Source organism: Nonomuraea candida (assembly GCF_000725485.1).
In the GTDB taxonomy this organism is placed as follows: Bacteria; Actinomycetota; Actinomycetes; order Streptosporangiales; family Streptosporangiaceae; genus Nonomuraea; species Nonomuraea candida.
Window position 1 is genome coordinate 122,214 of sequence record NZ_JOAG01000009.1, and the last position, 21,971, is coordinate 144,184.

At 73.3% G+C, this 21,971-nt stretch carries 27 protein-coding genes; 15 read left to right on the top strand and 12 right to left on the bottom strand.

Annotated elements, in window-relative coordinates; all coding sequences use genetic code 11:
- Positions 1-48: 48 nt before the first annotated feature.
- Positions 49-1,545 carry a carboxylesterase/lipase family protein gene (locus IO39_RS08885; RefSeq protein ID WP_245641872.1) on the bottom strand — a complete coding sequence of 499 codons (1,497 nt, stop codon included), beginning with the start codon at positions 1,543-1,545 and terminating at the stop codon, positions 49-51.
- Between the two features lie 147 nt (positions 1,546-1,692).
- Between IO39_RS08885 and IO39_RS52360 the strand changes: the two genes are divergently transcribed.
- The 3 genes from IO39_RS52360 to IO39_RS58805 are packed head-to-tail and all read left to right on the top strand — an operon-like array spanning position 1,693 to position 3,505.
- Entirely contained in the window at positions 1,693-1,941 is a 249-nt protein-coding gene (locus tag IO39_RS52360) for an RNA polymerase sigma factor (protein ID WP_245641873.1), read from the top strand.
- 50 nt (positions 1,942-1,991) lie between these two features.
- On the top strand, positions 1,992-3,380 hold the full coding sequence (locus tag IO39_RS08890) for an OFA family MFS transporter (protein WP_043618920.1): 1,389 nt from the start codon (positions 1,992-1,994) through the stop codon (positions 3,378-3,380).
- Complete coding sequence (locus IO39_RS58805; protein ID WP_281200061.1) at positions 3,377-3,505, top strand: MFS transporter small subunit; 129 nt, start codon at positions 3,377-3,379, stop codon at positions 3,503-3,505. Before IO39_RS08890 ends, IO39_RS58805 begins: the two co-directional genes overlap by 4 nt.
- A 49-nt stretch (positions 3,506-3,554) precedes the next feature.
- Here the strand turns inward: IO39_RS58805 and IO39_RS08895 are convergent, their stop codons facing one another.
- On the bottom strand, positions 3,555-4,469 hold the full coding sequence (locus IO39_RS08895) for an alpha/beta hydrolase (protein WP_043618922.1): 915 nt from the start codon (positions 4,467-4,469) through the stop codon (positions 3,555-3,557).
- Between the two features lie 117 nt (positions 4,470-4,586).
- Here IO39_RS08895 and IO39_RS08900 point away from each other — a divergent pair, with 117 nt between their 5' ends.
- The gene (locus IO39_RS08900; RefSeq protein WP_084772525.1) at positions 4,587-5,435 is read left to right on the top strand and encodes an FRG domain-containing protein; all 849 of its coding nucleotides are present in this window, start codon (positions 4,587-4,589) and stop codon (positions 5,433-5,435) included.
- Between the two features lie 28 nt (positions 5,436-5,463).
- Here the strand turns inward: IO39_RS08900 and IO39_RS08905 are convergent, their stop codons facing one another.
- Both IO39_RS08905 and IO39_RS08910 read right to left on the bottom strand, forming a co-directional pair.
- Positions 5,464-5,721: a hypothetical protein gene (locus tag IO39_RS08905; protein ID WP_043618924.1), complete on the bottom strand. Its 258-nt coding sequence runs from the start codon at positions 5,719-5,721 to the stop codon at positions 5,464-5,466.
- A 5-nt stretch (positions 5,722-5,726) separates the two neighbouring features.
- On the bottom strand, positions 5,727-6,296 hold the full coding sequence (locus IO39_RS08910; protein ID WP_043619340.1) for a membrane protein: 570 nt from the start codon (positions 6,294-6,296) through the stop codon (positions 5,727-5,729).
- Positions 6,297-6,431: 135 nt separating this feature from the next.
- Here IO39_RS08910 and IO39_RS08915 point away from each other — a divergent pair, with 135 nt between their 5' ends.
- Complete coding sequence (locus tag IO39_RS08915) at positions 6,432-7,409, top strand: GlxA family transcriptional regulator (RefSeq protein WP_043618925.1); 978 nt, start codon at positions 6,432-6,434, stop codon at positions 7,407-7,409.
- 78 nt (positions 7,410-7,487) lie between these two features.
- Here IO39_RS08915 and IO39_RS08920 read toward each other — a convergent pair whose 3' ends face one another.
- Positions 7,488-7,940 (bottom strand): MarR family winged helix-turn-helix transcriptional regulator, encoded by a 453-nt coding sequence (locus tag IO39_RS08920; protein ID WP_043618927.1) that lies wholly within the window; start codon positions 7,938-7,940, stop codon positions 7,488-7,490.
- A 266-nt stretch (positions 7,941-8,206) separates the two neighbouring features.
- Between IO39_RS08920 and IO39_RS08925 the strand changes: the two genes are divergently transcribed.
- Complete coding sequence (locus IO39_RS08925; RefSeq protein WP_043618929.1) at positions 8,207-9,025, top strand: SAM-dependent methyltransferase; 819 nt, start codon at positions 8,207-8,209, stop codon at positions 9,023-9,025.
- On the opposite strand, the gene IO39_RS08930 is transcribed toward IO39_RS08925, so the two are convergent.
- The 6 genes from IO39_RS08930 to IO39_RS08950 all read right to left on the bottom strand — a co-directional run bounded on the left by IO39_RS08930 (position 8,997) and on the right by IO39_RS08950 (position 13,034).
- Positions 8,997-9,386 (bottom strand): S26 family signal peptidase, encoded by a 390-nt coding sequence (locus IO39_RS08930; RefSeq protein ID WP_052422620.1) that lies wholly within the window; start codon positions 9,384-9,386, stop codon positions 8,997-8,999. The genes IO39_RS08925 and IO39_RS08930 overlap by 29 nt on opposite strands.
- Complete coding sequence (locus IO39_RS08935; protein ID WP_084772588.1) at positions 9,383-10,498, bottom strand: ATP-binding cassette domain-containing protein; 1,116 nt, start codon at positions 10,496-10,498, stop codon at positions 9,383-9,385. Before IO39_RS08935 ends, IO39_RS08930 begins: the two co-directional genes overlap by 4 nt.
- A 315-nt stretch (positions 10,499-10,813) precedes the next feature.
- Positions 10,814-11,356 (bottom strand): TlpA family protein disulfide reductase, encoded by a 543-nt coding sequence (locus IO39_RS08940; protein ID WP_052422622.1) that lies wholly within the window; start codon positions 11,354-11,356, stop codon positions 10,814-10,816.
- A complete protein-coding gene (locus IO39_RS08945) occupies positions 11,353-12,009 on the bottom strand; it encodes a MauE/DoxX family redox-associated membrane protein (protein ID WP_342671408.1) in 657 nt (218 codons plus the stop codon). The genes IO39_RS08940 and IO39_RS08945 overlap by 4 nt, the downstream gene beginning before the upstream one ends.
- Positions 11,943-12,101: a hypothetical protein gene (locus tag IO39_RS54195; protein ID WP_157548068.1), complete on the bottom strand. Its 159-nt coding sequence runs from the start codon at positions 12,099-12,101 to the stop codon at positions 11,943-11,945. Before IO39_RS54195 ends, IO39_RS08945 begins: the two co-directional genes overlap by 67 nt.
- Before the next feature lie 585 nt (positions 12,102-12,686).
- Positions 12,687-13,034 carry an STAS domain-containing protein gene (locus IO39_RS08950; RefSeq protein ID WP_063765239.1) on the bottom strand — a complete coding sequence of 116 codons (348 nt, stop codon included), beginning with the start codon at positions 13,032-13,034 and terminating at the stop codon, positions 12,687-12,689.
- 108 nt (positions 13,035-13,142) lie between these two features.
- On the opposite strand from IO39_RS08950, the gene IO39_RS08955 reads away from it, so the two are divergent.
- From IO39_RS08955 to IO39_RS08980, 6 genes are all read left to right on the top strand, one after another.
- Positions 13,143-13,643, top strand: a complete 501-nt coding sequence (locus IO39_RS08955; RefSeq protein ID WP_043618936.1) for a MarR family winged helix-turn-helix transcriptional regulator — start codon at positions 13,143-13,145, stop codon at positions 13,641-13,643.
- A 158-nt stretch (positions 13,644-13,801) separates the two neighbouring features.
- The gene (locus IO39_RS08960) at positions 13,802-14,080 is read left to right on the top strand and encodes a hypothetical protein (protein WP_043618939.1); all 279 of its coding nucleotides are present in this window, start codon (positions 13,802-13,804) and stop codon (positions 14,078-14,080) included.
- An 83-nt stretch (positions 14,081-14,163) separates the two neighbouring features.
- Complete coding sequence (locus tag IO39_RS08965) at positions 14,164-14,928, top strand: phosphotransferase (RefSeq protein WP_043618942.1); 765 nt, start codon at positions 14,164-14,166, stop codon at positions 14,926-14,928.
- A 229-nt stretch (positions 14,929-15,157) separates the two neighbouring features.
- Positions 15,158-16,243 carry a metallophosphoesterase family protein gene (locus IO39_RS08970; protein WP_211266944.1) on the top strand — a complete coding sequence of 362 codons (1,086 nt, stop codon included), beginning with the start codon at positions 15,158-15,160 and terminating at the stop codon, positions 16,241-16,243.
- A gap of 70 nt (positions 16,244-16,313) precedes the next feature.
- On the top strand, positions 16,314-16,976 hold the full coding sequence (locus IO39_RS08975; RefSeq protein WP_043618946.1) for a hypothetical protein: 663 nt from the start codon (positions 16,314-16,316) through the stop codon (positions 16,974-16,976).
- On the top strand, positions 16,973-17,788 hold the full coding sequence (locus IO39_RS08980; protein WP_043618949.1) for a nickel/cobalt transporter: 816 nt from the start codon (positions 16,973-16,975) through the stop codon (positions 17,786-17,788). Before IO39_RS08975 ends, IO39_RS08980 begins: the two co-directional genes overlap by 4 nt.
- A 47-nt stretch (positions 17,789-17,835) precedes the next feature.
- Here IO39_RS08980 and IO39_RS59400 read toward each other — a convergent pair whose 3' ends face one another.
- On the bottom strand, positions 17,836-19,305 hold the full coding sequence (locus tag IO39_RS59400; RefSeq protein WP_043618952.1) for an IclR family transcriptional regulator domain-containing protein: 1,470 nt from the start codon (positions 19,303-19,305) through the stop codon (positions 17,836-17,838).
- A gap of 115 nt (positions 19,306-19,420) precedes the next feature.
- On the opposite strand from IO39_RS59400, the gene IO39_RS08990 reads away from it, so the two are divergent.
- From IO39_RS08990 to IO39_RS09000, 3 genes are read left to right on the top strand one after another with little or no spacing between them, the layout of a single operon-like run.
- A complete protein-coding gene (locus IO39_RS08990) occupies positions 19,421-20,200 on the top strand; it encodes a CoA transferase subunit A (protein WP_043618954.1) in 780 nt (259 codons plus the stop codon).
- Positions 20,197-20,826, top strand: a complete 630-nt coding sequence (locus tag IO39_RS08995; protein ID WP_043618958.1) for a CoA transferase subunit B — start codon at positions 20,197-20,199, stop codon at positions 20,824-20,826. The genes IO39_RS08990 and IO39_RS08995 overlap by 4 nt, the downstream gene beginning before the upstream one ends.
- Entirely contained in the window at positions 20,823-21,971 is a 1,149-nt protein-coding gene (locus IO39_RS09000) for a thiolase family protein (RefSeq protein ID WP_043618961.1), read from the top strand. Before IO39_RS08995 ends, IO39_RS09000 begins: the two co-directional genes overlap by 4 nt.

The following is a 21,971-nucleotide window of genomic DNA, read 5'->3' on the forward strand; positions in this document are numbered from 1 at the left end:
CCGGGAGGGCCGCCCGGCCGACGAGGGCTCGCTCCGGTGCGGGGCGGTTCAGCCGAGGAGGGGGAGCGCGGTGAACGGGTGGGAGGCCCACAGGCGGCGGGACGCCTCCTCCGGGTAGGGCACGACCGACAGCCGGACGTCGAAGAGGCGCGTCAGCCGCCGCCCCGCGTCGTACGGCTCCCATCCCGGCCCGTCGCCCGCCGCGAAGCCCGTCCACGCGCGCCGGAACCCGGCCGAGACGGTCTCCGCCTCGGGCGTCACCCGCTCACCGAGGAAGAACGCGGCCATCCCGCTGCTCAGGTTGCCGAACACCAGCGGCACGTCCAGCCCGTGACAGGCCCCCAGCGCGCCCCCGAGGGCGGGGGTGGGCCAGGTCAGCTCGTAGGCGTAGGCCACGCCGCCGCCCTCCGCCTGCGCCTCGGCCAGCCGCACGGACGGCATGCGGAACAGCCAGTCGGACCGGACCAGCTCGCCCAGCAGCCCCGGCTCCGCCTCGGGGAAGGCGTCCCGGTAGCCCTGCTCCAGGCCGGGCGCGAACGAGCGCAGCAGGTCGTCGTCGTCGCCCGCCTGCCCCAGCTGGGTGAACAGCCGGTACTCGTCGCGGGTGTGGCCTGCGATCAGCTCGACGTCGCGGCCGGCGCCGCCGGCCAGCGCGGCCCACGGGTCGCTGGGCAGGACGTCACCGTCCACGACCGGTGAGTACGGGGTGATGGTGCGGGCCACGGCGCCCCAGCGGTGCTCGTACCCGGCCATCCTGGGCGTGATCGCCTCGGTGACCGTGACCAGCCGGGCGGGCTCGACGCCGGCCAGGTCGGCGACGGTGGGCCGCAGGCCCGCCTCGGCGGCCAGGACGGCGGCGATGTCGCCGGCCAGCGCGGCCGAGAAGTAGGTGCCCGGCACGCTCTGCGCGATCGCCCGCGCGAACAGGCCGGCGGCCCGCGGCATGGCCATGAGCGCGGCGACCGACCCGGCCCCCGCCGACTCGCCGAACACCGTCACCCGTCCCTGGTCGCCCCCGAACGCGGCGATGTTCTCCCGCACCCACTCCAGGGCGGCCACCTGGTCGAGCAGCCCCCGGTTGGCCGGCGCCCCCTCGATCTGCCCGAACCCCTCCATGCCGACCCGGTAGTTGAGGGTGACGACCACCGCGTTCCCCTCGCGGGCCAGCCGCGCCCCGTCGTACACGGAGTCGCCGGACCTGCCGCCCTTGTACGCGCCCCCGTAGATCCACACCATCACCGGCAGCCGGGCGGCCGGGTCGAGGGCGGGCGACCACACGTTGACCGTCAGCCAGCTCTCTCCCGGACGCTCGGGCACGGCCGGCGTGCCGGGAGCGGGCGGCTGGGGCGGCGGCGGGCCGAAGGCCGCGCAGTCACGCGTGCCGTCCCACGGCTCGGGCGGGACGGGCGCGCCGAAGCGCAGGTCGCCGACCGGCGGCCGGCCGAACGGGATGCCGCGGAAGACGGCGATGCCGTCCTCGACGCGCCCCCGCACGCGGCCCGCCCCGATCTTGATCTCCGGCTCGCCGGTCGTCTCCATGATCATCGCCGCCTCCTCGTCCGCCCGCTGCCGCTCCCTCGATTATGGTCGGCGGTTCCCTGGACCTTGATCTGCGATGCGACCGAACGGAGGAGATCCCTGCAAACGGCGGTCCGCGACGGCGGGGTGAAACACTCGGAAAAGGTGCCGGACATGTACGAGATGTCCAGCACTTTGGCACGAGGAGAACCATCCGTGAGCCATCCACCGGGCGCGCGAGACCGCTTGGAAGCGATCTACAACGCGCACTACCCGGCCATCCATCAGTACGCCGCCCGCCGTACGGGCTCGCCCGACGACACGGCGGACGTGATCTCTGAGACGTTCCTCACCGCGTGGCGGCGCATCGCCGACGTCCCTGAGAACGGCCGTTCATCGAGAGGATCGGACCACTCATCGTAAAGATCGCCGGAATGCTCAATACTGCATACGGTATGTGGTACCGGTGAGGCGTGGCAGACAGCACCAGGTTCGCCAGTTTCCTCAGCCGTTCCCGCACCGTGGCGGCGCCCACCTGGAGCCGGTGGCTCGTGCCGCCCGCGGCGCTCTCCGTGCATCTGGCCATCGGGCAGGCGTACGCGTGGAGCGTCTTCAAGCCACCGCTCGAATCCGCGCTGGGCCTGTCGGGCACGCAGAGCGCGCTGCCGTTCCAACTCGGCATCGTCATGCTCGGCCTGTCGGCGGCCTTCGGCGGCACGCTCGTCGAGCGCAACGGGCCCCGCTGGGCCATGTTCGTCTCGATGACCTGCTTCTCCTCCGGCTTCCTGCTGTCCGCGCTGGGCGTGATCACCCGCCAGTACTGGCTGGTCGTGCTCGGCTACGGCTTCGTGGGCGGGATCGGGCTGGGCATCGGCTACATCTCACCCGTCTCCACGCTGATCAAGTGGTTCCCCGACCGGCCCGGCATGGCCACCGGCATCGCGATCATGGGGTTCGGCGGGGGCGCGCTCATCGCCTCGCCGTGGTCGGCGCAGATGTTGGCCTCCTTCGGCGCGAGCACCGGCGGGATCGCCACGACGTTCCTCGTGCACGGCGTCGTCTACGCCGGGTTCATGTCGATGGGCGTGCTCCTCGTACGGGTGCCGCCCCCCGGCTGGACGCCCCGGGGACGGCGGCCGGCCGCGGCCGTCCGGCTCCGGCCGCTGGTCACCACGGCCGACGTGTCGGCCCGCAACGCGATCCGCACCCCGCAGTTCTACCTGCTGTGGATCGTGCTGTGCTGCAACGTCACCGCCGGCATCGGCATCCTGGAGAAGGCCGCGCCGATGATCGTCGACTTCTTCGCCGGCACCTCCGCGGCCGTCGCGGCCGGGGCGGCGGCCGGGTTCGTGGCGCTGCTGTCGCTGGCCAACATGGCCGGGCGGTTCGTCTGGTCCTCCACCTCCGACCTGATCGGGCGCAAGAACATGTACCGCGTCTACCTGGGCGTCGGCGCGCTGCTCTACCTCGCCATCGCCCTGGCGGGCGACACCTCCAAGCCGCTGTTCATCGGGTGCGCGCTGGGCATCCTGTCCTTCTACGGCGGCGGCTTCGCCACCGTCCCCGCCTACCTGAAGGACCTGTTCGGCACCTACCAGGTCGGCGCGATCCACGGCCGCCTGCTCACCGCCTGGTCCACCGCCGGCGTGCTCGGCCCGCTGATCGTCAACGCGATCGCCGACGCGCAGAAGGCCGCCGGGCGCTCGGGCCCCGAGCTCTACACGACCTCGCTGTTCATCATGATCGGGCTGCTCGCCGTGGGCTTCCTGGCCAACGAGCTGATCAGGCCGGTGCACGAGAGACACCACGAGCGGGTGGCGGGATGGCAGGAGCAGGTGACGGAGAAGGGGCGGACGAGATGAGCCAGGACAGGCCGGAGGGCCGGCGCGCCGCGCTGATGACGCTGGCGTGGTCGTGGGTGGGGCTGCCGTTCGCGTACGGGGTGTACGAGCTGTTCCTGAAGCTCACCCAGCTCTTCGCCGGCTGAGGTGGCACCATGCTCCGGCCCGGTGCGGACTCCCGGCCCCGCGCGCCCGTCAGGCCAGGCGCCGGGCCACGGCCTCGGCCACCATGGCCAGCGCGTCGGCGCTCGCGGGCAGCACGTTCACCAGCGTGAAGAAGACGTGCATCTGGCCCTCGAACCGCCGGAGCTCGACCGGCACGCCCGCCTGGCGCAGCCGTTCGGCGTACGTCTCGCCCTCCTCGCGCAGCACGTCGTGCTCGGCGGTCAGCACGACCGCGGGCGGCAGGCCGGACAGGTCCCCGGCGCGCAGGGGAGAGGCGTCGGGCTCGGCGCGCCGGACGTGGTCGGGCGCGTAGTGGTCCCAGAACCAGGCCACCGCGTCCCGAGTGAGCAGGAGCTGGTTCTCCGGGTCGTAGTAGGAGTCCCGGTCCAGGTCGCAGTCGGTGACCGGGTAGACGAGCACCTGTAACGCGATGGCCGGGCCGCCCTCGTCCCTGGCGCGCTGGGCCACGACGGCCGCCAGGTTGCCGCCGGCGCTGTCGCCCGCCACCACGATCGGCAGGCCGGGCCTGGCGGCGGCCGTCCAGAGCAGCGCGGAGTAGGCGTCGCGGGCGGCGGTGGGGTAGCGGTGCTCGGGCGCGAGCCGGTAGGCGGGCAGGACGACCTCGCAGCCCGTCCGGGCGGCCAGCTCCCTGCCCAGGGTGTCGAACTCGTCGATGCCGCCCAGGACCCAGCCGCCGCCGTGGTAGTACACGATGACGCCGCGCGGGGCCGCGGTCGGCGTCAGGACGCGGGCGGGGAACGCGGCGCCGTCCTCGGCCGGGACGGTGACCTCCGCCACGCGGGCCATCTCCGGCCCCTTGCCGCTCAGCCCGCTGAGCATGGCGCTGACCGCGCGCGCCTCCGCGACGCTCTGCTCGTGCAGCGGTCTGCCGCCCGCCTCCGCGAACTGCTTGAGCAAGCCGGCGGTCGCCCGATCAACGGCCATGGCACGTCACCTCGTCGGGGGGATGGTGATCCACGTCACAACGAACCTAGGGTCCGCGGGCGCGGTTGTCGAGGGCCCTGATGTGTGGGAGGGACGGCCGGGGGCAACGGATGCAGAGTGAAAGTGCACAAGGTGTCGTCCTGGCGGGAGCTGGACGACGCGATCAGTGAGGCCGGGCGGCGCGACGGGGCGGCGCACGCGCATTCCACGCTGGTCTTCCGGGGGCTGGCGCGCAGCACGTACTCCCACATGTCGGGGCTGGCGCGGCTGCGCGGCGACTACGCGGGCGTCGAGTCGCATCTGATCAGGAACTTCCGGAAGTACGCGCACCGCCGCGCGCCCGGCCCGACCCTGTGGGACTGGCTGGCCCTGGGCCAGCACCACGGCCTGCCCACCCGCCTGCTGGACTGGACCTTCTCCCCGCTCGTCGCCCTGCACTTCACCACCGCGTCCTGGCCGGACGACGACGGCCTGCTGCTGGCCGTGGACTGCGCGGGCGCGCACCGGCTGCTGCCCGCGCCGCTGCGCCGCTCGCTCGACACCGAAGGGGCGCTGGTGTTCACCACGGAGATGCTGGCAGAGGTCGCCCCCGACCTGACCTGCTTCGACCGGCTGGGCGGTGACGACGCGCCGTTCCTGGCCTTCTTCGAGCCGCCCTCGCTGGACGAGCGGGTGGTCAACCAGTCGTCGGTGCTGTCGGTCTTCTCGTCGCCGACGTACCAGCTCGAACGGTGGCTGCGGGAGAACCCGGGGCTCGCGCGGGCGTGGCTGATCCCGGCCGCGGTCAAGGCCGAGATCAGGCAGAGGCTGGACCAGGCGAACATCACCGAGCGCGTCCTGCTGCCCGGCCTCGACGGGCTGGCCGACTGGCTGCGGCGCTACTACTCGCCCGGCTCGATCGAGGACGGGGAGGGCGAGAGGACCGGCGGCGCCTCGATGGCCCACCAGCGCGACGACCGTTCGTAGCCGCCGGCGGTGGCCGGGGTCCCGCCGGTCAGGCCGGCTGTGCCACGCGGCGGAGCCGGGCGAGGGCGAGCAGGCCGCCGATCACCGGGACCCAGGCGCGCCACCGCGCGCCGGTCCCGGCGCTGCCGGGGGCCAGCGTGGTGAGGATGATGACGGCGAGGTACGCCCCGCCGTGCAGCGGGCCGACCAGCGAGGCCACCGCGGGCACGTGGACGGTGAACAGGTTCACCAGCAGGACCGCCAGCGAGAGGGTCTCGACGGAGACCGCGACGCGGAGCGCGCGCACCGGCCTCAACCCTCCGCGCCCGGACGGACGATCATCAGGACGACGACCACGGCCCACAGCAGGTTGTAGACGCCGGCCAGCATGGACAGGGGCTTCAGCCGCGCCCGGTCGCCGGGGGTGGCCAGGGCGTCGCGCTGGCGGGGGTAGATCTGCACGGCCAGCAGCAGCCCGGCCGCCGCGGTCAGGACCATCGCCAGGGTGATCCAGATCTCCCCGGTACGGCCCTGCACGAACGCCAGCACGATGCCGGCGGCCGGCACGATGATCCCGGCCAGGCTGTAGCCACGGGTGATGCGGTGCATCGCGACCGCCACGGCCCGGCTGCGCCCGTCCGCCTCGCCGTGCCCGCCCGCCTCCGCCCCGGCTCCGGCCACCGCCACGCTGCCCTCCGTGCTCAAGAGGCCGTCCCCGGCTGACGCCACCCCCGCGCGGGACCCGGCCGTCCCGGTCGCCACGCCGGCCGGGACCGGGTCCGCGACCGGCACGTAGCGCGGGAAGAGGCTGGCCGCGATGCCCGAGCCGCCCACGAACACGATCCCGGCCAGCACATGGATGGACAGCAGCAGGTGTTCCACGAAGACCTCCAAACCTTCAGGTAACCTGAAGCTTAGCACGCACCCTTCAGGCCCTCTGAAGGAGGCCGCTGATGGCGCGAATCGTGGGGTGCGTGTCATTGACGCCACCAACCGGCGACCGGCAGGGTGGGAAGCGTGAACCAGCGCCGCGTCGTCTTCGTCGTCTTCGACGGCTTCCAGGCCCTCGACCTCGCGGGCCCGCACGAGGTGTTCCAGCAGGCGGCCCGGCGCGCGGGCGGCTACTCCTGCGAGGTCGTGGCCCCGCTGCCCGGGCTGGTGCGGGCCGAGAGCGGCCTGCCCGTGCACGCCGGCCACGGCGTGGCCACGCTCGCCCCTGACGGCGTGGACACGCTGGTCGTGACCGGCGGCAGCGGCGTCTACGCGGTCAGGCACGATCCCGCGCTGACCGGCTGGGTCGCCGCCGCCGGCGCCACCGCCCGCCGGGTGGCCTCGGTGTGCACGGGGGCGTTCCTGCTGGCCGCCGCGGGGCTGCTGGACGGCCGCCGGGTCACCACCCACTGGGGCCGTGCCGGGCGGCTGGCCGAGGAGCACCCCGGCGTCACGGTCGACAGCGATCCGATCTTCATCAGGGACGGGCGCGTCTGGTCGTCGGCCGGGGTGACCGCCGGCATGGACCTCGCGCTCGCGCTCGTCGAGGACGACCTCGGCGGCGACGTCGCGCTCGCCGTGGCCAGGCAGCTCGTCCTGTTCCTGCGCAGGCCGGGCAGCCAGTCCCAGTTCAGCGTGCCGCTGTGGACCGCGCAGCCGTCCACCGACCCGATCCGCGCCGCCGTGGCCGCCATCCACGCCGACCCCGGCGCCCGGCACGACATCCAGGACCTCGCCGCGCACGCCGGGCTCAGCCCCCGCCACCTGCAGCGCCGCTTCACCGCCGAGCTCGGCGTGCCGCCCGGCTCCTACGTCGAGCGCGTCCGGGTCGAGGCCGCCCAGCGGGCGCTGGCGCAGAGCGACGACCCCGTCGAGGTCATCGCCCGCCGCTGCGGCTTCGGCACCGCCGAGACGCTGCGCCGCACGTTCCACCGCCGGGTGGGCGTCGCGCCCTCCGACTACCGCGACCGATTCCACTCCACCGCCATGGGAGGCGACCAGTGACGACGTAGCGAGCCTCGGGTGGGGGAAGGGCAGGGAAGGGGCGCGGAGGGAAGGCCGGGAAGGGGGCGGGAGAGGGCGCTAGGAGGTGGCGCCAGGAGGGGCGGTGAAGGCGGCGCGGAGGGTGGCGCCCACCTGGCGCAGGACCGGGTCGGCCGTCTCGCCGAACATCCGCTCGTCCACCCCGGCCACCGCCTCCCGGGCCCGGCGCAGCAGGCGGTCGCCGTCGGGGGTCACCTCGATGGCCGACGCGGCCCCCGCGCGGGCCGTGTTGTCGCGCACCAGGCCCGCCCCGGCCAGCGCCTTCACCGCCGCGTGCACGCTCTGCACCGTGATGCCCGACATGCGGGCCAGGTCGCTGAACGACGCGCCGGGCACGGCCGCGATGTGACCGAGCAGCCCGAGCCGGCTCACCGTGAGGTCGAGCGCCGCCAGCGCGGCGTTGAGCTCGGTCTCGACGCGGCGCGCCAGCGTGAGCACCAGGATGGAGGCGCTGGTCACCGGAGGGCCGGGGCGCCCGTTCTCGTAGGTCACCGTCCAAGTCTCCCGCACCCGGAAGCCTGCTCGCGGCCAGGACGCGGCCACGGTGCAGCCACGGTGCGGCCACGGTGCGGCCACGGCGCGGGCGGGCCAGGGTTCGGGCCTGGCGGACGAGCGCTGGGCGGTCTCGTACGTCGACTCCCTGGTTCTTCAGGCCCTGTATGAGGCCGGTCTGCTCCGCTGAGGCCCGAAAAGCGACACTTCTCCCGGTACGCGTTGATCGCTAGGCTGGGCGTCACCCCAGTGCAGGGAGATCTCGCGTGAGTGCTGCTGAGCCGCATGTGCCCGGTGTCGATCCCACGGTTCCCAGCGTGGCCCGCATGTACGACTACTACCTGGGCGGCAAGGACCACTTCCCGGCGGACCGCGAGGCCGCCGAGAAGATCATCGCGATCGTCCCCGAGGTGCGCGAGACGGCCCGCGACAACCGGGCCTTCATCGGCAAGGCCGTGCGGGTCATGGCCGAGCGGGGCGTGCGGCAGTTCCTCGACATCGGCGCCGGCCTGCCCACGCAGGAGAACGTGCACCAGGTCGCGCAGCGGATCGTCCCCGACGCCCGCGTGGTCTATGTCGACAACGACCCGATCGTCCTGACGCACGCCCGCGCCCTGCTGGCCGACAGCCCCGGCACCGTCGCGGTCTGGGGCGACATCACCGACCCCGCCGCCATCCTGGCCGACCCCGAGGTGGCCGGGCACCTGGACTTCGGGCGGCCCGTCGGGCTGCTGATGTCGGCGGTGCTGCACTTCGTCCCCGGCGACCAGCAGGCCGACGACATCGTCAAGACGCTGCGCGCGCCGCTCGTGCCCGGCAGCCACCTGCTGATCTCGCACTTCTTCACCCCGGACGCCGACGACCCGAAGGTCAAGGCGGGCCAGCAGGTCTACAAGGGGACCAGGCCGGGCGCGCTGGCCGCCCGCTCGCTGCGGCAGATCGGCGCCTACTTCGACGGCCTGACCCTGCTGGAGCCGGGGCTCGTCCCGGTAAAGTCGTGGCGGCCCGAGTCGGAGCTCGACCGCCAGGCCAGGATCGACCTGACCATCCCCGGCCTCATCGGCGCCGTCGGCCATCTCCCCTGACGGCCGGGCGCGACCTGGCCCGACGGAATGCCGGGATGGCGCCGACGATGTCGCGGCAGTCGATCAGACCCAGCTGGCGGGAGTCCTGCGAGCGGGTGTTGTCCCCGGCCACCGCGACATACCCGGCCGGTACGTGGGACACGCCGTGCAGTGCCGGGGCGAGCCAGTCCGGCAGCGGGTCCCCGGCGACGGCGGCGACTCGCTTGATCCGGTGCGGCAGCTCCTCGTCCGCCACCCGGAACACGATCACCTCCCAGCGCCGGGGGGCACGACGCAGCCGGCGCGCGAGCAGGCGCTGGCCGTCCCGGAAGGTGGGCGACATGCTGTTGCCCCGTACGGTCACCCTGATCCACCCGATCATCGCACTCTCGCATCCTGGTATCCGCCGGCCTGGAGGCGGAACAGCCGGGCGTACTCGCCGCCCGCGTCCATCAGTTCGTCATGACTGCCCTGCTCGGCGATCCGGCCGTCGGCGAGCGTGACGATCACGTCGGCACCGCGCAGCGCGGACATCCGGTGGGAGATCAGCAACCGCGTACGGCCTCGCGTGTGCCGGCGCAGGGTGTCGTGCACCCGGTTCTCGCCCTCGGCGTCCAGTCCCGAGGTCGGCTCGTCGAGCACGATCAGCTCGGCGTCGGTGCGCATCAGGCAGCGGGCCAGGGCGATCCGCTGCCACTGCCCGCCGGACAACGTCACTCCGGCCTGCTCGCCGTCGTCGGCATGCGTCCTGGACAGTACGGTGTCGTAGCCGTGGGGCAGAGCCGCCACCGTGTCGTCCGCTCGTGCCGCCCGCGCGGCCTCGACGATCCGCGACCGATCGCCGAGCTGGGACACCTGACCGATGCCGATGTTCTCGGCCGCGGTCAGGTCGTAGGTCATGAACTCCTGGAACACCACGCCGATCCGGGCGCGCAGGGCCGCGGCGTCCAGCTCGCGGAGGTCCACGCCACCCCAGGTGATCGTGCCGCGCTGCGGGTCGTAGAACCGGCACAACAGTTTCACCAGCGTGCTCTTGCCCGCGCACAGCCGCACCGCGCGCACGCTCTCGCCGAGCTGGAGCACCACGGAGGACAGCCCGGTCTGCACGCCGGCCACCGCACTGAGGAACAGCACCAGGTCGCCGACCGACGATCCGCCGGTGGCGATGTTCGTGGTGACGACGACCGTGCCTGCCCCTGTCACGACGGCACCGAGCAGTGCGAGCCCGCTCTGCTGCAGCGCGCCTCTGCGCGTCACCGACAGCCGTGCGTGCGAGACCGCCGTCAGCGAGTCGATCATCCTGGCGTGGAGCAGCGTGCCGAGGCCGAACAGCCGGATCTCCTTGGCGGCACGCACGTCGGTGAGCAGCGCCCGGTAGAACAGGCGGCGCCGGTCGGTGGCCACCCACGCCTCCTCGGTGGCCGCCTCGCGCCGCGCGGTCGCCAGCCTGGCGAGCACGGCGGTCAGGACCGAGGCGAGCAGCAGCAGGTTCATGGGCGGCCACACCACCAGCAACGCACCCGTGAAGCCGGCGAGCAGGACCGCTGAACGGATCAGCTCCTGCGCGAACTGGGAGACCGTGCCGGGCGCCTCCTGCGCGGCCTGCTCGGCGAGCCGCAGCCGGTCGTGGAAGGCGGGGTCCTCGACGTGCCGAAGTGATCTCGTTGACCAGGGTCATCGTCAGCCATGCCGCGATCGCGGGCGCGGCGCCCGCCAGGACGGTGAGCGCCAGGGCGGCGGTGGCGATCACCGGCGTGGACCGGAACGGCAGCGCGAGCGCCGCCGCGCCCGCGCGGACGGCGGATCGCGTCATGTCAGCTGTGCTGGGGCGGCGCTCGTGGCGTCGGCGAAGTCATCGAGCCGGCTGCCGGACGCGGTGACCACGCCGCCGTGCGTGTGCAGCAGCGTCGGGAACGCCACGACCTCGAACGCGGTCAGCACGGGATCGTCGACGCCGATGACCGCGACCCGGCCGAGAGCCTCGAGCTTGGCGGCCAACCGCTCGGTGGCCTCCGGGTCGACTGGATCGCCGTCCACGATGGAGACGAACCGAACTGCCGGCGGCGCGCCGACCAGGGCGTCCGACAGCATCCGGCACGGTCCGCAGCCGACCTGGAAGAACCCGACCTGGACCGGGCCGTCGAGGTCGGCCTCGGTGATCGCGGTGCCATCGGTGGCGGTGACCGAGAAGGGCCGGATGACCGCTCCGGGCCTGGGCAACTGCCTGTTGTCGGCGCGGGCGCCGCCGTGCTGCTGCAGCTCGCGGACCCGGGCGACCAGCCCGAACGTGAACAGCAGATGCACCGCGACCACGACGGCGAGCAGGACGACGGCGGTGGTGAGCAGGGTCAACGGCTTCTCCCGGCGGGAACGAGGAGGAACGCGACGTCCTCCCAGCGGGTGGTGAGCAGGCCGAGGAAGGCTCCGGTGACCAGGGCGACCAGCACGGCGGGGGCGGACGGGGCCGCGCCGCCGGCCAGCGCTCCGGCCACGGCGACGGCGATCAGCAGGGTGTTGCGGACGAGGTGCCGCGGGCCGAGCAGGCCGCCTCCCGAGCCGAAGCACTGGCACCGTACGGACTGCCTGGTCAGGACCGCGCGGGCGATGCCGGCGCAGAACAGCGCGAGAAGCACGGCTGCGAACGCGTAGCCCGCCAGCCGCGTGCCGGGGACGGCGAGCAGCACCACAGCCGCGGCCTCCCCCGCGACGACCGCGCCACCGGCCGGACCGGCCGGCAGCCACCGCGGCCCGATCGCGGCGACCGTGTCGCGGAACTCGGCGAACCCCTGCCTGGAACGCGCCTTTCCCACGACCGCCGCAAAGAAGACGACAGCGAGCAAGGCGCGAGCGAGCAGGTCGAACACGGCAACCTCCGGACGGTTCCGATGAACCGGCGAGACACTGAGGGCATCCCGCCGGCCTCTACGGTGAACAGTGGTCAGCAGCCGGACCGGCGGACGCTGCAAATGCCGTTGCAGCTGAAGGCGTAGCCCCTCCGGCAGCACTGGCCGTGTTCCGGCACGCAGGCACCGGCCTCCACGCTCGGCAGCACCGCTCCGACGAGCCGCTCGCTCACCTGCCGCATGAGTTGCTTCATGCCGACTCCTTTCCTGATCGACGATGGAGACACCGACAGAAGAGCGGCGGTCCTGGCGACACGTCACAGCGGACCCTGCGCTGCCCGATTTCGTGGGAATTGCGCACTATCGCCCTTTCTGGCGGCGTTGACATGATTGCCCAGGGCCCGATGACCAGGCAAGATCGCAAATAGTGCCTTTTTATGCTCGGCTTAGCCTCGATCCGCGGGCTCGATTCCCGGTGGCATCGCTCGGTCCGATTCCTCGGCGAGACCGCTCCCGCAGGTGGAGGCGTAGTCCCGGCCCCTTGTTCCGCAGACCTTCACCCGGGGCGGTAACCCCTCCCGCTTCTTGTCCGCATCGGCGCGGACGGGCATGGGCCTCCAGCCCCGGCTCTGACTCGCGGCGCAGATCAGCCACTCGTCCCGATCCGGCCGGGCTCCGCATGGCCGCCCGATGCATCGTCCCCACGAAATGGCGTAATCGTCTTTTCTCGGACGAGGAAACCCCGCCGCCGGGGACCAGAAATGCCCGAGGCCGGCCTCATGGGACGTGTTCCCGGCCTCGGGGGCCGGTGGGCCGCCCTGTGGCTCGCAGCTCGGGCGTTACGTTGCCGCCGGCGTGTCGCAGAGGTGGAAGCGTTTGTCCAGCCCGGTCAGGCGCAGCAGGCGGGTCACCCGGGGTTGTGCCCCGGTCAGCCGGAGCCCGCCGCCCGCCCCCTCCACCGTGTTGGCGGCCCAGATCAGCGTGTTCAGCCCCGAGGAGTCGCAGAAGCCGACGTGGCGCAGGTCGACCACGATGCGCGGCGGACGCAGGCACGCGATCGCCTCCGTCAGCCCGTGGCGGAACTCCTCCATGGAGGCCAGGTCCAGATCACCGGCGGGACTCAGCACAGCGGAATCACCACTCTGCGTGACGATCCAGGAGAAGCCGGTACGGTTCGCGTTTCCCATTCACCCCTCCATCGCGTAACGGTTCGCCACTTCTCATTTTTGCACAGTGCAATAAAACGTGACAGTAACATTCGAGAACCCGTAGCGGAACGGTGTAGAACGGTTCCCATGGGCGAAGACGCTGCGCCGCGGGTGGACGGCGAGGACCTGACCGCGGTCATCACGGCGGTCCTGACCGGCTCGCGGCTCCTGGTCGGCCTCGCCGCGCGGTCCCTGGCGGCGGTCGAGGACAAAGTGACGCTCCCGCAGTTCAGGATGCTGGTGGTGCTGGCCGGGCACGGCGAGACCAAGCTGGTCACGATGGCGGAGCTGCTCGACGTCAACGCCTCCACCGCGATGCGCATGGCCGACCGGCTGGCCGCCGCGGGCCTCGTCGTACGCGAGGTCAACCCCCACAACCGGCGCGAGAGCCTCATGCGGCTGACCGTGGAGGGGCGGCGCATCGTGGACGAGGTGATGGCCCGCCGCAGGAAGGAGATCGGCGCGATCGTGGCGCGCATGTCGGCGGCGCAGCGCCGGGCGCTCATCTCGGCCATGAACGCCTTCACCGAGGCCGGCGGCGAGCCCGTGGCGAGCGTGGCGCACCCGCTCGGATGGCCCGACGCGTGAGTTCGCAATCAGGCGGTTGACCGCCGGTTTCGGGCATGGCAGTGTCCACCGCGTGGGAGGTCGTCAAGTCCCTCGTCACTGCCCGCGGCGATGAGTTTCGCGACGTCCGGCGATCTGCCACCGCGGAAACGACTGCCCCATGGTCAGGAGGAAACGCGTTGCAGCTCACCGTCACCACGGTCGTCACCATTGACGGCGTCGCGCAGGGGCCCGGCAGCCCCGACGAGGACCGCAGCGGCGGGTTCGACCACGGCGGCTGGGTCGTGCCGCTGCTGGACTTCCCGGTCGTGCTGGGTTCCGGCAGGCGGTTGTCCGACGGCGTCGTCCCGACCGGGCTGGAGCTCGCCGGGAGCAGGACCAGCACCAACGGGATCATGCTCCAGACCTACCGGGCGGCCGGCCGCCCCGCCTTCGGCACGGTGCCGCCGATGGGCTGACCCTCCGGGCTCCGGTCCGCGCGCGGGACGAGCCCCGCGCGCGGGGCGGGCCCGGCCACTCACGGGCTCTGGTGAGGTGACAAGTGAACAAAGACCAGCTCCGCGGCGGCAATGACGCGGGCGCGGTGCGGGTGGACGACACCGTGCGACGGCCGGTGCGGGCCTGGACGGCCTCGGTGCACGAGCTGCTGCGGCACCTGGAGCGCAAGGGGTTCCAGGGGGCGCCCCGCGTGCTGGGCATCGACGCCGAGGGGCGCGAGATCCTCACCTACATCGAGGGCGAGACCATGGGCGAGGCGCCCGTGTGGCCCTGGTGGACCCGTACGGAGGAGACGCTCGTCCAGGTGGCCGAGTGGACGCGCGCCTACCACGAGGCCGTGGCCGACTTCGTGCCGTCCGCCGCGGCGCGGTGGCGCACCGGCGGGCGGTGGGCGCCGGGCATGATCATCGCCCACAACGACGCCAGCCCCTTCAACGCCGCCTGGCAGGCGGGGCGGCTGACCGGGTTCTTCGACTGGGACTTCGCCGGCCCCGTCACACCCGAGTCCGACGTCGCCTGGATGGCGCACGCCTGGGTCCCCCTCTACGCCCGCCACGTCGCCGCGCTGGAGGGGCTGCGGGACTTCGACTCGCGGGCCGCCCGCCTGCGGCTCTTCCTCGACGTGTACGGCTACACCGGCGACCCGCAGGCCGTGGTGAGGGAGATCCAGGCCCGCATGCGGGTGCGGGTCGCCCAGATCCGCCGGTACGGGGTGAGCGGCGATGGCCTGTACGCCAAGCTGCTGCGCCGCGGCGTCGCCGACGACGTGGACGTGGCCATCCGCGAACTCGACGAGTTCCTGCGCTGATCCCCGCCCGGCGCCGCCTGCCGCCGGCGCCGACCTCGCCCCCGACCGGGGCCGTGGGCCGGCGGCGGGCGGGTGGTCAGGCGGGTGGGAGGGTGGAGCCGGTCAGGCGGCCGGTGCGGCGGTAGACGGCGCACATGATGTCGCGGTCGCCGTCGGCCCACGTCTCCGCCGTCGGCATGATCGGATAGTAGGCCAGGTCGCGGTCCTCGCCGCCGCCCCACAGCTCGGCGTGCCGCGCCCCGCAGCTCCGCCAGGCGACCTCATCGACTCCGCCAACAGCGAGGAGCAGTGGGGCGAGTGGTACAAGGCGGGCGGGTTCATCGACGGCCAGGTCAACAACATCTCGATCCCCGGCAACCATGAGTACAGCGGCGGCCTGTCGGCCTTCTGGCGGCCGCAGTTCCCGTATCCGGACAACGGGCCGGGCAACCCCGAGCTCAAGCAGACCGTCTACACCCTCGACTACCAGGGCGTGCGCTTCATCGGGCTGGACACCAACCACCAGAGCAACGCCACGCTGATGGCCGCCCAGACCGCCTGGCTGGAGGGCCTGCTCAAGGACAACCCGAACAAGTGGACCGTGGTGACCTTCCACCACCCCGTCTACTCGACCACCGGCACCCGCAACAACCCCAACGTGCGGGCGCAGTGGGCGCCGCTGTTCGAGAAGTACGGCGTGGACCTGGTGCTTCAGGGCCACGACCACTCCTACGGGCGCGGCAACCCGGTCTCGGCGCGCAAGTCCGCGACCGTGCACAACGGCGTGCCGTACGTGGTTTCGGTGTCGGGCGGCAAGATGTACGCGCTCAACGGCGGCGAGAACTGGACCGGAAACGGCGCCGAGGTGCGCAGCACCAGCCAGAACACCCAGCTCTACCAGCTCATCGACGTCACGAAGGACACCATCACCTTCGAGGCCCGCTACGCCAACGGCGAGCACCACGACGGGTTCGTGATCCGCAAGAACGACAAGGGCGAGCGCACCGTCAACGACCTGCGCACGGCCGAGAACACCGTCGGGGAGCAGGTGACCGTCGACAAGACGTCGGTGCGGCGGCTGGAGACGGTCAAGGTGTCGGCGTACGGCTACGACCCGGGGGAGCGGGTGGCCGTGTGGTGGCGCGCGAGGGGCGACGACTCCGGCCGCCGCGGGCGCGACGGCGCGCTGATCGGCTATGAGAAGGCCGATGAGCTGGGCCGCGTCGAGGAGACCGTGCGGGTGCCCGTGCTGGTGAAGAGGGGCGGCGTGTACGAGGTCTACCTGGACAGCCAGAACCAGAAGATCACCAGTCCCGCCATCACCGTGACCAAGTGATCCCCCCTGGCCGGGACCGCGCGCCGGTGGGTCGTGCGGTTCCGGCCAGGATCCTGCTCAGGAGTTCTCCTTGACCTTTCCGCTCATCGCACGCCGCCTGTGCGTGCTGCTCATCGCCGTCGCCGTCCCGGTCGCCGTGGCACTCGTGCCCGCGGGGGCCGCGGCGGCGCACCCGTTCGGGCCGCCGTCCACGGCCCGGATCGGGGCCGAGGGCAACCGGGTGACGCTCGCCTGGCTGCCCGCCGAGGACGACTGGGTGGCGCTGGGCCGCTCGGTCGGCGCGTTCGAGGACCCCGCGACCGGCACCGACACCAGCCTGACCGGCGAGCAGAAGCTGGCCCGCTCCGCCGCGGTCCGCGACTACCTGCTCGCCCGCATCGGCGTCACCCAGCACGGCCGGCCCTGCGCGCCGGAGCTGGCCCCGCTGGAGCGGCTGCTCGCCGACGGCGCCCGGTTCAGCTTCGCGTGCCCGGAGACCGTCAGGGACGTGGACGTCCGCATCGGGGCGCTGGCCGACCTGCACGAGGCGTACCGGACGATGCTCACCGCCGAGACCCCGGCCGAGCCGGCGAAGGCGCTGCTCACGTCGGCGGCCGACACCAGGCGGCTGCGCTTCGACCCGTCGGCGGCGGGCGGCGTGCCGCTCGCGGCGCCCGCCGTCGCGCTGGTGGCCGTGGCGGGCGTGCTCGCCGCGTTCCTCGTACGCCGCCGCCGCGCGGACGTGCCCGTATGAACGGCGCCACGACCGGACCGGAGAACTATCTGATCGCGCTCTTCGACGGGGCGGGGGCGTTCTGGCCGGCGCTGGCGGTCGCGCTGGGGGTCGGGGCCCTGCACGCGGTCGCGCCGGGGCACGGCAAGAGCGTGACGGCCGCGTACCTGATCGGCACCCACGGCCGCTACCGGGACGCCCTGCGGCTCGGCGTGGTGGTGGCGCTGATGCACACCGTGTCGGTGCTGGCGCTCGCGCTGGCCTGGGTGGGCCTGAGCAGCGCCGCCTCCTTCGGCACCGAGGCCGTCACCGCCTGGCTCCAGGTGGTCGCGGGCGTGGTGGTGATCGGGGTGGGGGCGCACCTGACGTACCGGCACCTGCGCAACCGCAGGACCGGCGCCCACGGCCACGGGCACGGGCACGGCCACGGGCACGGGCACGGGCACGGACATGGACACGGGCACGGGCATGGACACGGGCACGGGCATGGACACGTTGAGGACCCGTGGTCGCCACGCGGGCTGACCGCGCTGGCGCTGTCCGGAGGGCTGGTGCCCTCGCCGTCGGCGTTCATCGTGCTGGTCAGCGGGCTGCTCACCGGACGGTCGCTCGACGCCGTCGTGCTGGTGCTGGCGTTCGGCCTCGGCATGGCGGTCACGCTGACGGGCGTCGGGATCGTGACCGTCCACGGCAGGGTGGTGCTGAGCCGCCACACGCCGCGCCTGCGGTTCCTGCGCACGGCGGCGGCCTGGACGCCCGCGCTGGCCGGCGTCGGCGTCGCGGTCGGCGGCTGCCTCTACCTGGCCACCGCCGTCTCAGTCCTGGCCTCGTGACCGGCCGGGCCGCGCCGGCCTCATGACCCGGCCGGGCCCCCTGGCGCTCATGACCAGTCGGGCGGTTCGGCGCGGGTGTGGGCGAGGTCGGCCTCCATGCGCGCCGCCGCCTCCCTGAGCGCGGGCAGCACGTCGCGCACCAGGACGTCGTTGCCGGCGCGGCCGGCGTGGGTGGCGACGTTCACGGCCGCCACGGTGCGCCCCGCGCGGTCGCGGATCGGCACCGCGATGGAGCGCACCCCTTCCTCCAGCTCCTGGTCCACCAGGGCGTACCCGTCCGCGGCCGCCTGGCGCAGCAGCGCGCGCAGCCCGGCCGCCGAGGTGACGGTCCTGGGGGACAGCCGCCGCGGCACGATCGTGGCCAGCCGCTCGTCGGGCAGCTCGGCCAGGAGCACCCGGCCCATGGAGGTCGCGTACGCGGGCAGCCGGGTGCCGACCGTGAGGTTGATGCTCATGATGCTGACGGTCTGGACCCGGGCCACGTACACCACGTCGTCGCCCGACAGCACCGCCACCGACGCCGACTCGCGCACCCGGGCCACCAGGTCGGCCAGGTGCGGCTGGACGACCTCCCCGAACGTCAGCCCCGACAGGTGGGCGTAGCCCAGCTCCAGCACCCGCGGCAGCGGCACGAAGCGGGGCCCGTCGGCCGCGGCGTAGCCGAGGCGCTCCAGCGCCTGGACCGCGCGGCGCACGGTCGCGCGCGGCAGCCCCGTCACTCTGGCGCAGTCGGCGAGGGTCAGGCCGCCCCGGGCCGTCCCGAGCGCCACCATGACGGCCAGGCCGCGCGCCAGCGACTGCAGGAAGCCCATCCCCAGCTCCTGCTTGGCGCTGCGGGAGAGGTCGGCCCCGGGCGGCGGCTCCGGCAGGGGGCGCGGGCCCGCGAGGGCCGCCTCCATCTCGGCGGCCGCCTTGCGCAGCGCGGGCAGGCAGTGCTCGCGCAGCCCCGTCACGGTGTGCCTGCTGGTGTGGCTGACCACGCTGAGCGCGCACGCGGCCCGCCCGGCCGCGTCGCGTACGGGCACCGCCAGCGCGATCAGGCCCGGCTCGATGAGCTGGTCGTCCTGGGCCCACGGCGCGTCCGGGTCGAGCAGCGCCAGGCCGGCCGCGCAGCGGCCGGCGGGCAGCAGGTCGCCGACCCGGAAGGTGACCGACATGGTGCGCCGCCGGGTGACCTGCACGATGAAGCGCACCCCGTCGCCGTCGCGCACGGCCAGCGAGACGGACTCGTCGAGCTCCTCGGCCAGCCGCGCGGCCAGGGGCGCGAGCGCGTCACGCAGCCCGGAGCCCGCCAGGTAGGACTCGCCCAGCTCCATCAGGCGCGGCGCGGGCGTCACGTCGCGGCCGTCGGAGCGCAGGTAGCCGAGGTGGACGAGGGTGCCGAGCACGCGGTCCACGGTGGACCTGGCCAGCCCGGTCGCGCGGACCAGGTCCGTCGCCCGGGCGGGCCGCCCCGGGTCGGCGGTCAGCGCGCGCAGCACCGCCAGCCCGCGCTCAAGGGTTCCGCCCGCTTCCATCGGCTCCTCCTACGACGGCGCGGGAACCTTTGACAGCCCAGCCGCGCATCCACATACTGGTCCTGATAATAATGAACTAAAGTTCGCAGAGCGAACACGTCGGGAACGGAGCGTCGTGCGCGGAGACAAGGTGGTCGCCACGGCCGCGGAGGCTCTGGCCGGAGTGCGGGACGGCGCGACGTTCGCCGTCGGCGGCTTCGGCCTCAGCGGCATCCCCAATGTGCTGATCCAGGCCCTTTACGACAGCGGCGCCACCGGCCTCGGCGTCGTGTCCAACAACTGCGGGGTCGACGGCGGCGGCCTCGGCGTCCTGCTGGCGGCCGGGCGCATCGCCCGCGTGACCGCCTCCTACATCGGCGACAACAAGGAGTTCGCCCGCCAATACCTGGCCGGCGAGCTGGAGGTCGAGCTGACCCCGCAGGGCAGCCTGGCCGAGCGGCTGCGCGCGGGCGGCAGCGGCATCCCCGCCTTCTACACCCCGGCCGGCGTCGGCACGCCCGTCGCCGAGGGCGGCCTGCCGCTGCGGCACAACCCCGACGGCTCGATCGCGGTCGCCTCGCCGCCGAAGGAGGTGCGCGAGTTCGACGGCCGCCCCTACGTGCTGGAGCGCGGCATCCGCACCGACTTCGCCCTCGTCCGCGCCGCCAAGGGCGACCGCCACGGCAACCTGGTCTTCCGCAAGGCCGCCAGAAACTTCAACCCGCTGGCCGCCATGGCCGGCCGGATCACGGTCGCCGAGGTCGAGGAGCTGGCCGAGCTGGACCCCGACGAGGTGCACCTGCCCGGCGTCTTCGTCCAGCGCGTGCTGGTCCTGACCCCGGAGCAGGCCGCCGACAAGGGCATCGAACGGCGCACGGTCTCGGCGCCGCCGGCAGGAGAGGCGGTCGCCGGATGAGCTGGACCCGTGACGAGATGGTCGCGCGGGCGGCGGCCGAGCTGCGCGACGGCGACTACGTCAACCTGGGCATCGGCCTGCCCACCCGCATCCCCTCGTTCCTGCCGCCGGGCGTGGACGTGGTGCTGCACTCGGAGAACGGCGTGCTCGGCGTCGGCCCCTACCCGCAGGAGCACGAGGTCGACCCCGACCTCGTCAACGCCGGCAAGGAGACCGTCACCGTGCTGCCCGGCGCGTCGTTCTTCGACTCCTCGCTGTCGTTCGGCATGATCCGCGGCGGCCACATCGACGTGGCCGTGCTGGGCGCGATGCAGGTCTCCGCCCGCGGCGACCTGGCCAACTGGATGGTGCCGGGCAAGCTCGTCAAGGGCATGGGCGGGGCCATGGACCTGGTGCACGGCGCCCGCAAGGTGCTCGTGATCATGGACCACAACGCCAAGGACGGCTCGCCGAAGGTCGTGGGGGAGTGCACGCTGCCGCTGACGGGCAAGGAGTGCGTGCACCGGATCATCACCGACCTCGGCGTCCTCGACGTCACCGGGCAGGGGCTCAGGCTCGTCGAGCGCGCGCCCGGAGTGAGCCTGGAGCAGATTCGCGACCGCACCGACGCGGAGGTTCTCGCATGAAGGACGTCTACGTCCTCGACGCCGTACGCACGCCGTTCGGCCGCTACGGCGGCGCCCTGTCCGGCGTCCGCCCCGACGACCTGGCCGCCCACGTCGTCGCCGCGCTGGCCGAGCGCAACGGCCTCGACGGCGCCGACGAGGTGGTGCTCGGCAACGCCAACGGCGCGGGCGAGGAGAACCGCAACGTCGCCCGCATGGCCGCGATCCTGGCCGGCCTGCCGATCACCACGCCGGGCGTGACCGTCAACCGGCTGTGCGGCTCCGGCATGGAGGCCGTCATCCACGCCTACCGCGCCATCGCGGTCGGCGACGCCTCCACCGTCATCGCGGGCGGCGTCGAGTCGATGACCCGCGCGCCCTGGGTGCTGCCCAAGCCCGACAAGGCGTTCCCGGCGGGCGGCCAGGAGCTGGTCTCCACCACGCTCGGCTGGCGGCTGGTCAACCCGGCCATGCCCGCCGAGCACACCGTCGCACTCGGCGAGGGCGCCGAGCTGATCGCCGACAAGCACCGCATCGGCCGCGCGGAGCAGGACGCGTTCGCGCTGGCCAGCCACCAGAAGGCGGTCAAGGCGTCGTTCGGGCGCGAGATCGTGCCCGTCGCGGGCGTGACCGCCGACGAGGGCATCCGCCACGACACCTCCCTGGAGGCGCTGGCCAGGCTCAAGCCCGTCTTCCGCAAGGACGGCGGCACCGTCACCGCGGGCAACTCCTCGCCGCTCAACGACGGGGCCGCGGCGCTGCTGCTGACCGACGAGGCGGGGCTGCGCGGGCGCGAGCCCCTGGCCAGGATCGTGGCCAGTGGCGTCAGCGCCCTGGAGCCGCGCTACTTCGGGCTCGGCCCCGTCGAGGCCGCGCAGAAGGCGCTGGCCAAGGCGGGCAAGGGCTTCGGCGACCTGACCACCGCCGAGCTGAACGAGGCGTTCGCCGCCCAGGTGCTGGGCTGCCTGGCCGAGCTGCCCGACCTCGACCCCGCCATCGTCAACCCCGACGGCGGCGCGATCGCGATCGGCCACCCGCTCGGCGCCTCCGGAGCCCGGGTCACCGGCGCGGTGGCGCACCGGCTGGCCGCCGCCGGGTCCGGCACCGGTCTCGCCTGTCTGTGCATCGGCGTCGGCCAGGGGCTGGCCGTCGTACTCGAAAGGTAG

Coding starts and splice junctions, on each gene's coding strand:
- IO39_RS09000 (WP_043618961.1), top strand. CDS start 20,823: ATGAAGGACGTCTACGTCCTCGACGCCGTACGCACGCCGTTCGGCCGC.
- IO39_RS08995 (WP_043618958.1), top strand. CDS start 20,197: ATGAGCTGGACCCGTGACGAGATGGTCGCGCGGGCGGCGGCCGAGCTG.
- IO39_RS08935 (WP_084772588.1), bottom strand. CDS start 10,498: ATGAACCTGCTGCTGCTCGCCTCGGTCCTGACCGCCGTGCTCGCCAGG.
- IO39_RS54195 (WP_157548068.1), bottom strand. CDS start 12,101: ATGAAGCAACTCATGCGGCAGGTGAGCGAGCGGCTCGTCGGAGCGGTG.
- IO39_RS52360 (WP_245641873.1), top strand. CDS start 1,693: ATGTACGAGATGTCCAGCACTTTGGCACGAGGAGAACCATCCGTGAGC.
- IO39_RS59400 (WP_043618952.1), bottom strand. CDS start 19,305: ATGGAAGCGGGCGGAACCCTTGAGCGCGGGCTGGCGGTGCTGCGCGCG.
- IO39_RS08955 (WP_043618936.1), top strand. CDS start 13,143: ATGGGCGAAGACGCTGCGCCGCGGGTGGACGGCGAGGACCTGACCGCG.
- IO39_RS08885 (WP_245641872.1), bottom strand. CDS start 1,545: ATGATCATGGAGACGACCGGCGAGCCGGAGATCAAGATCGGGGCGGGC.
- IO39_RS08895 (WP_043618922.1), bottom strand. CDS start 4,469: ATGGCCGTTGATCGGGCGACCGCCGGCTTGCTCAAGCAGTTCGCGGAG.
- IO39_RS08980 (WP_043618949.1), top strand. CDS start 16,973: ATGAACGGCGCCACGACCGGACCGGAGAACTATCTGATCGCGCTCTTC.
- IO39_RS08950 (WP_063765239.1), bottom strand. CDS start 13,034: ATGGGAAACGCGAACCGTACCGGCTTCTCCTGGATCGTCACGCAGAGT.
- IO39_RS08930 (WP_052422620.1), bottom strand. CDS start 9,386: ATGATCGGGTGGATCAGGGTGACCGTACGGGGCAACAGCATGTCGCCC.
- IO39_RS58805 (WP_281200061.1), top strand. CDS start 3,377: ATGAGCCAGGACAGGCCGGAGGGCCGGCGCGCCGCGCTGATGACGCTG.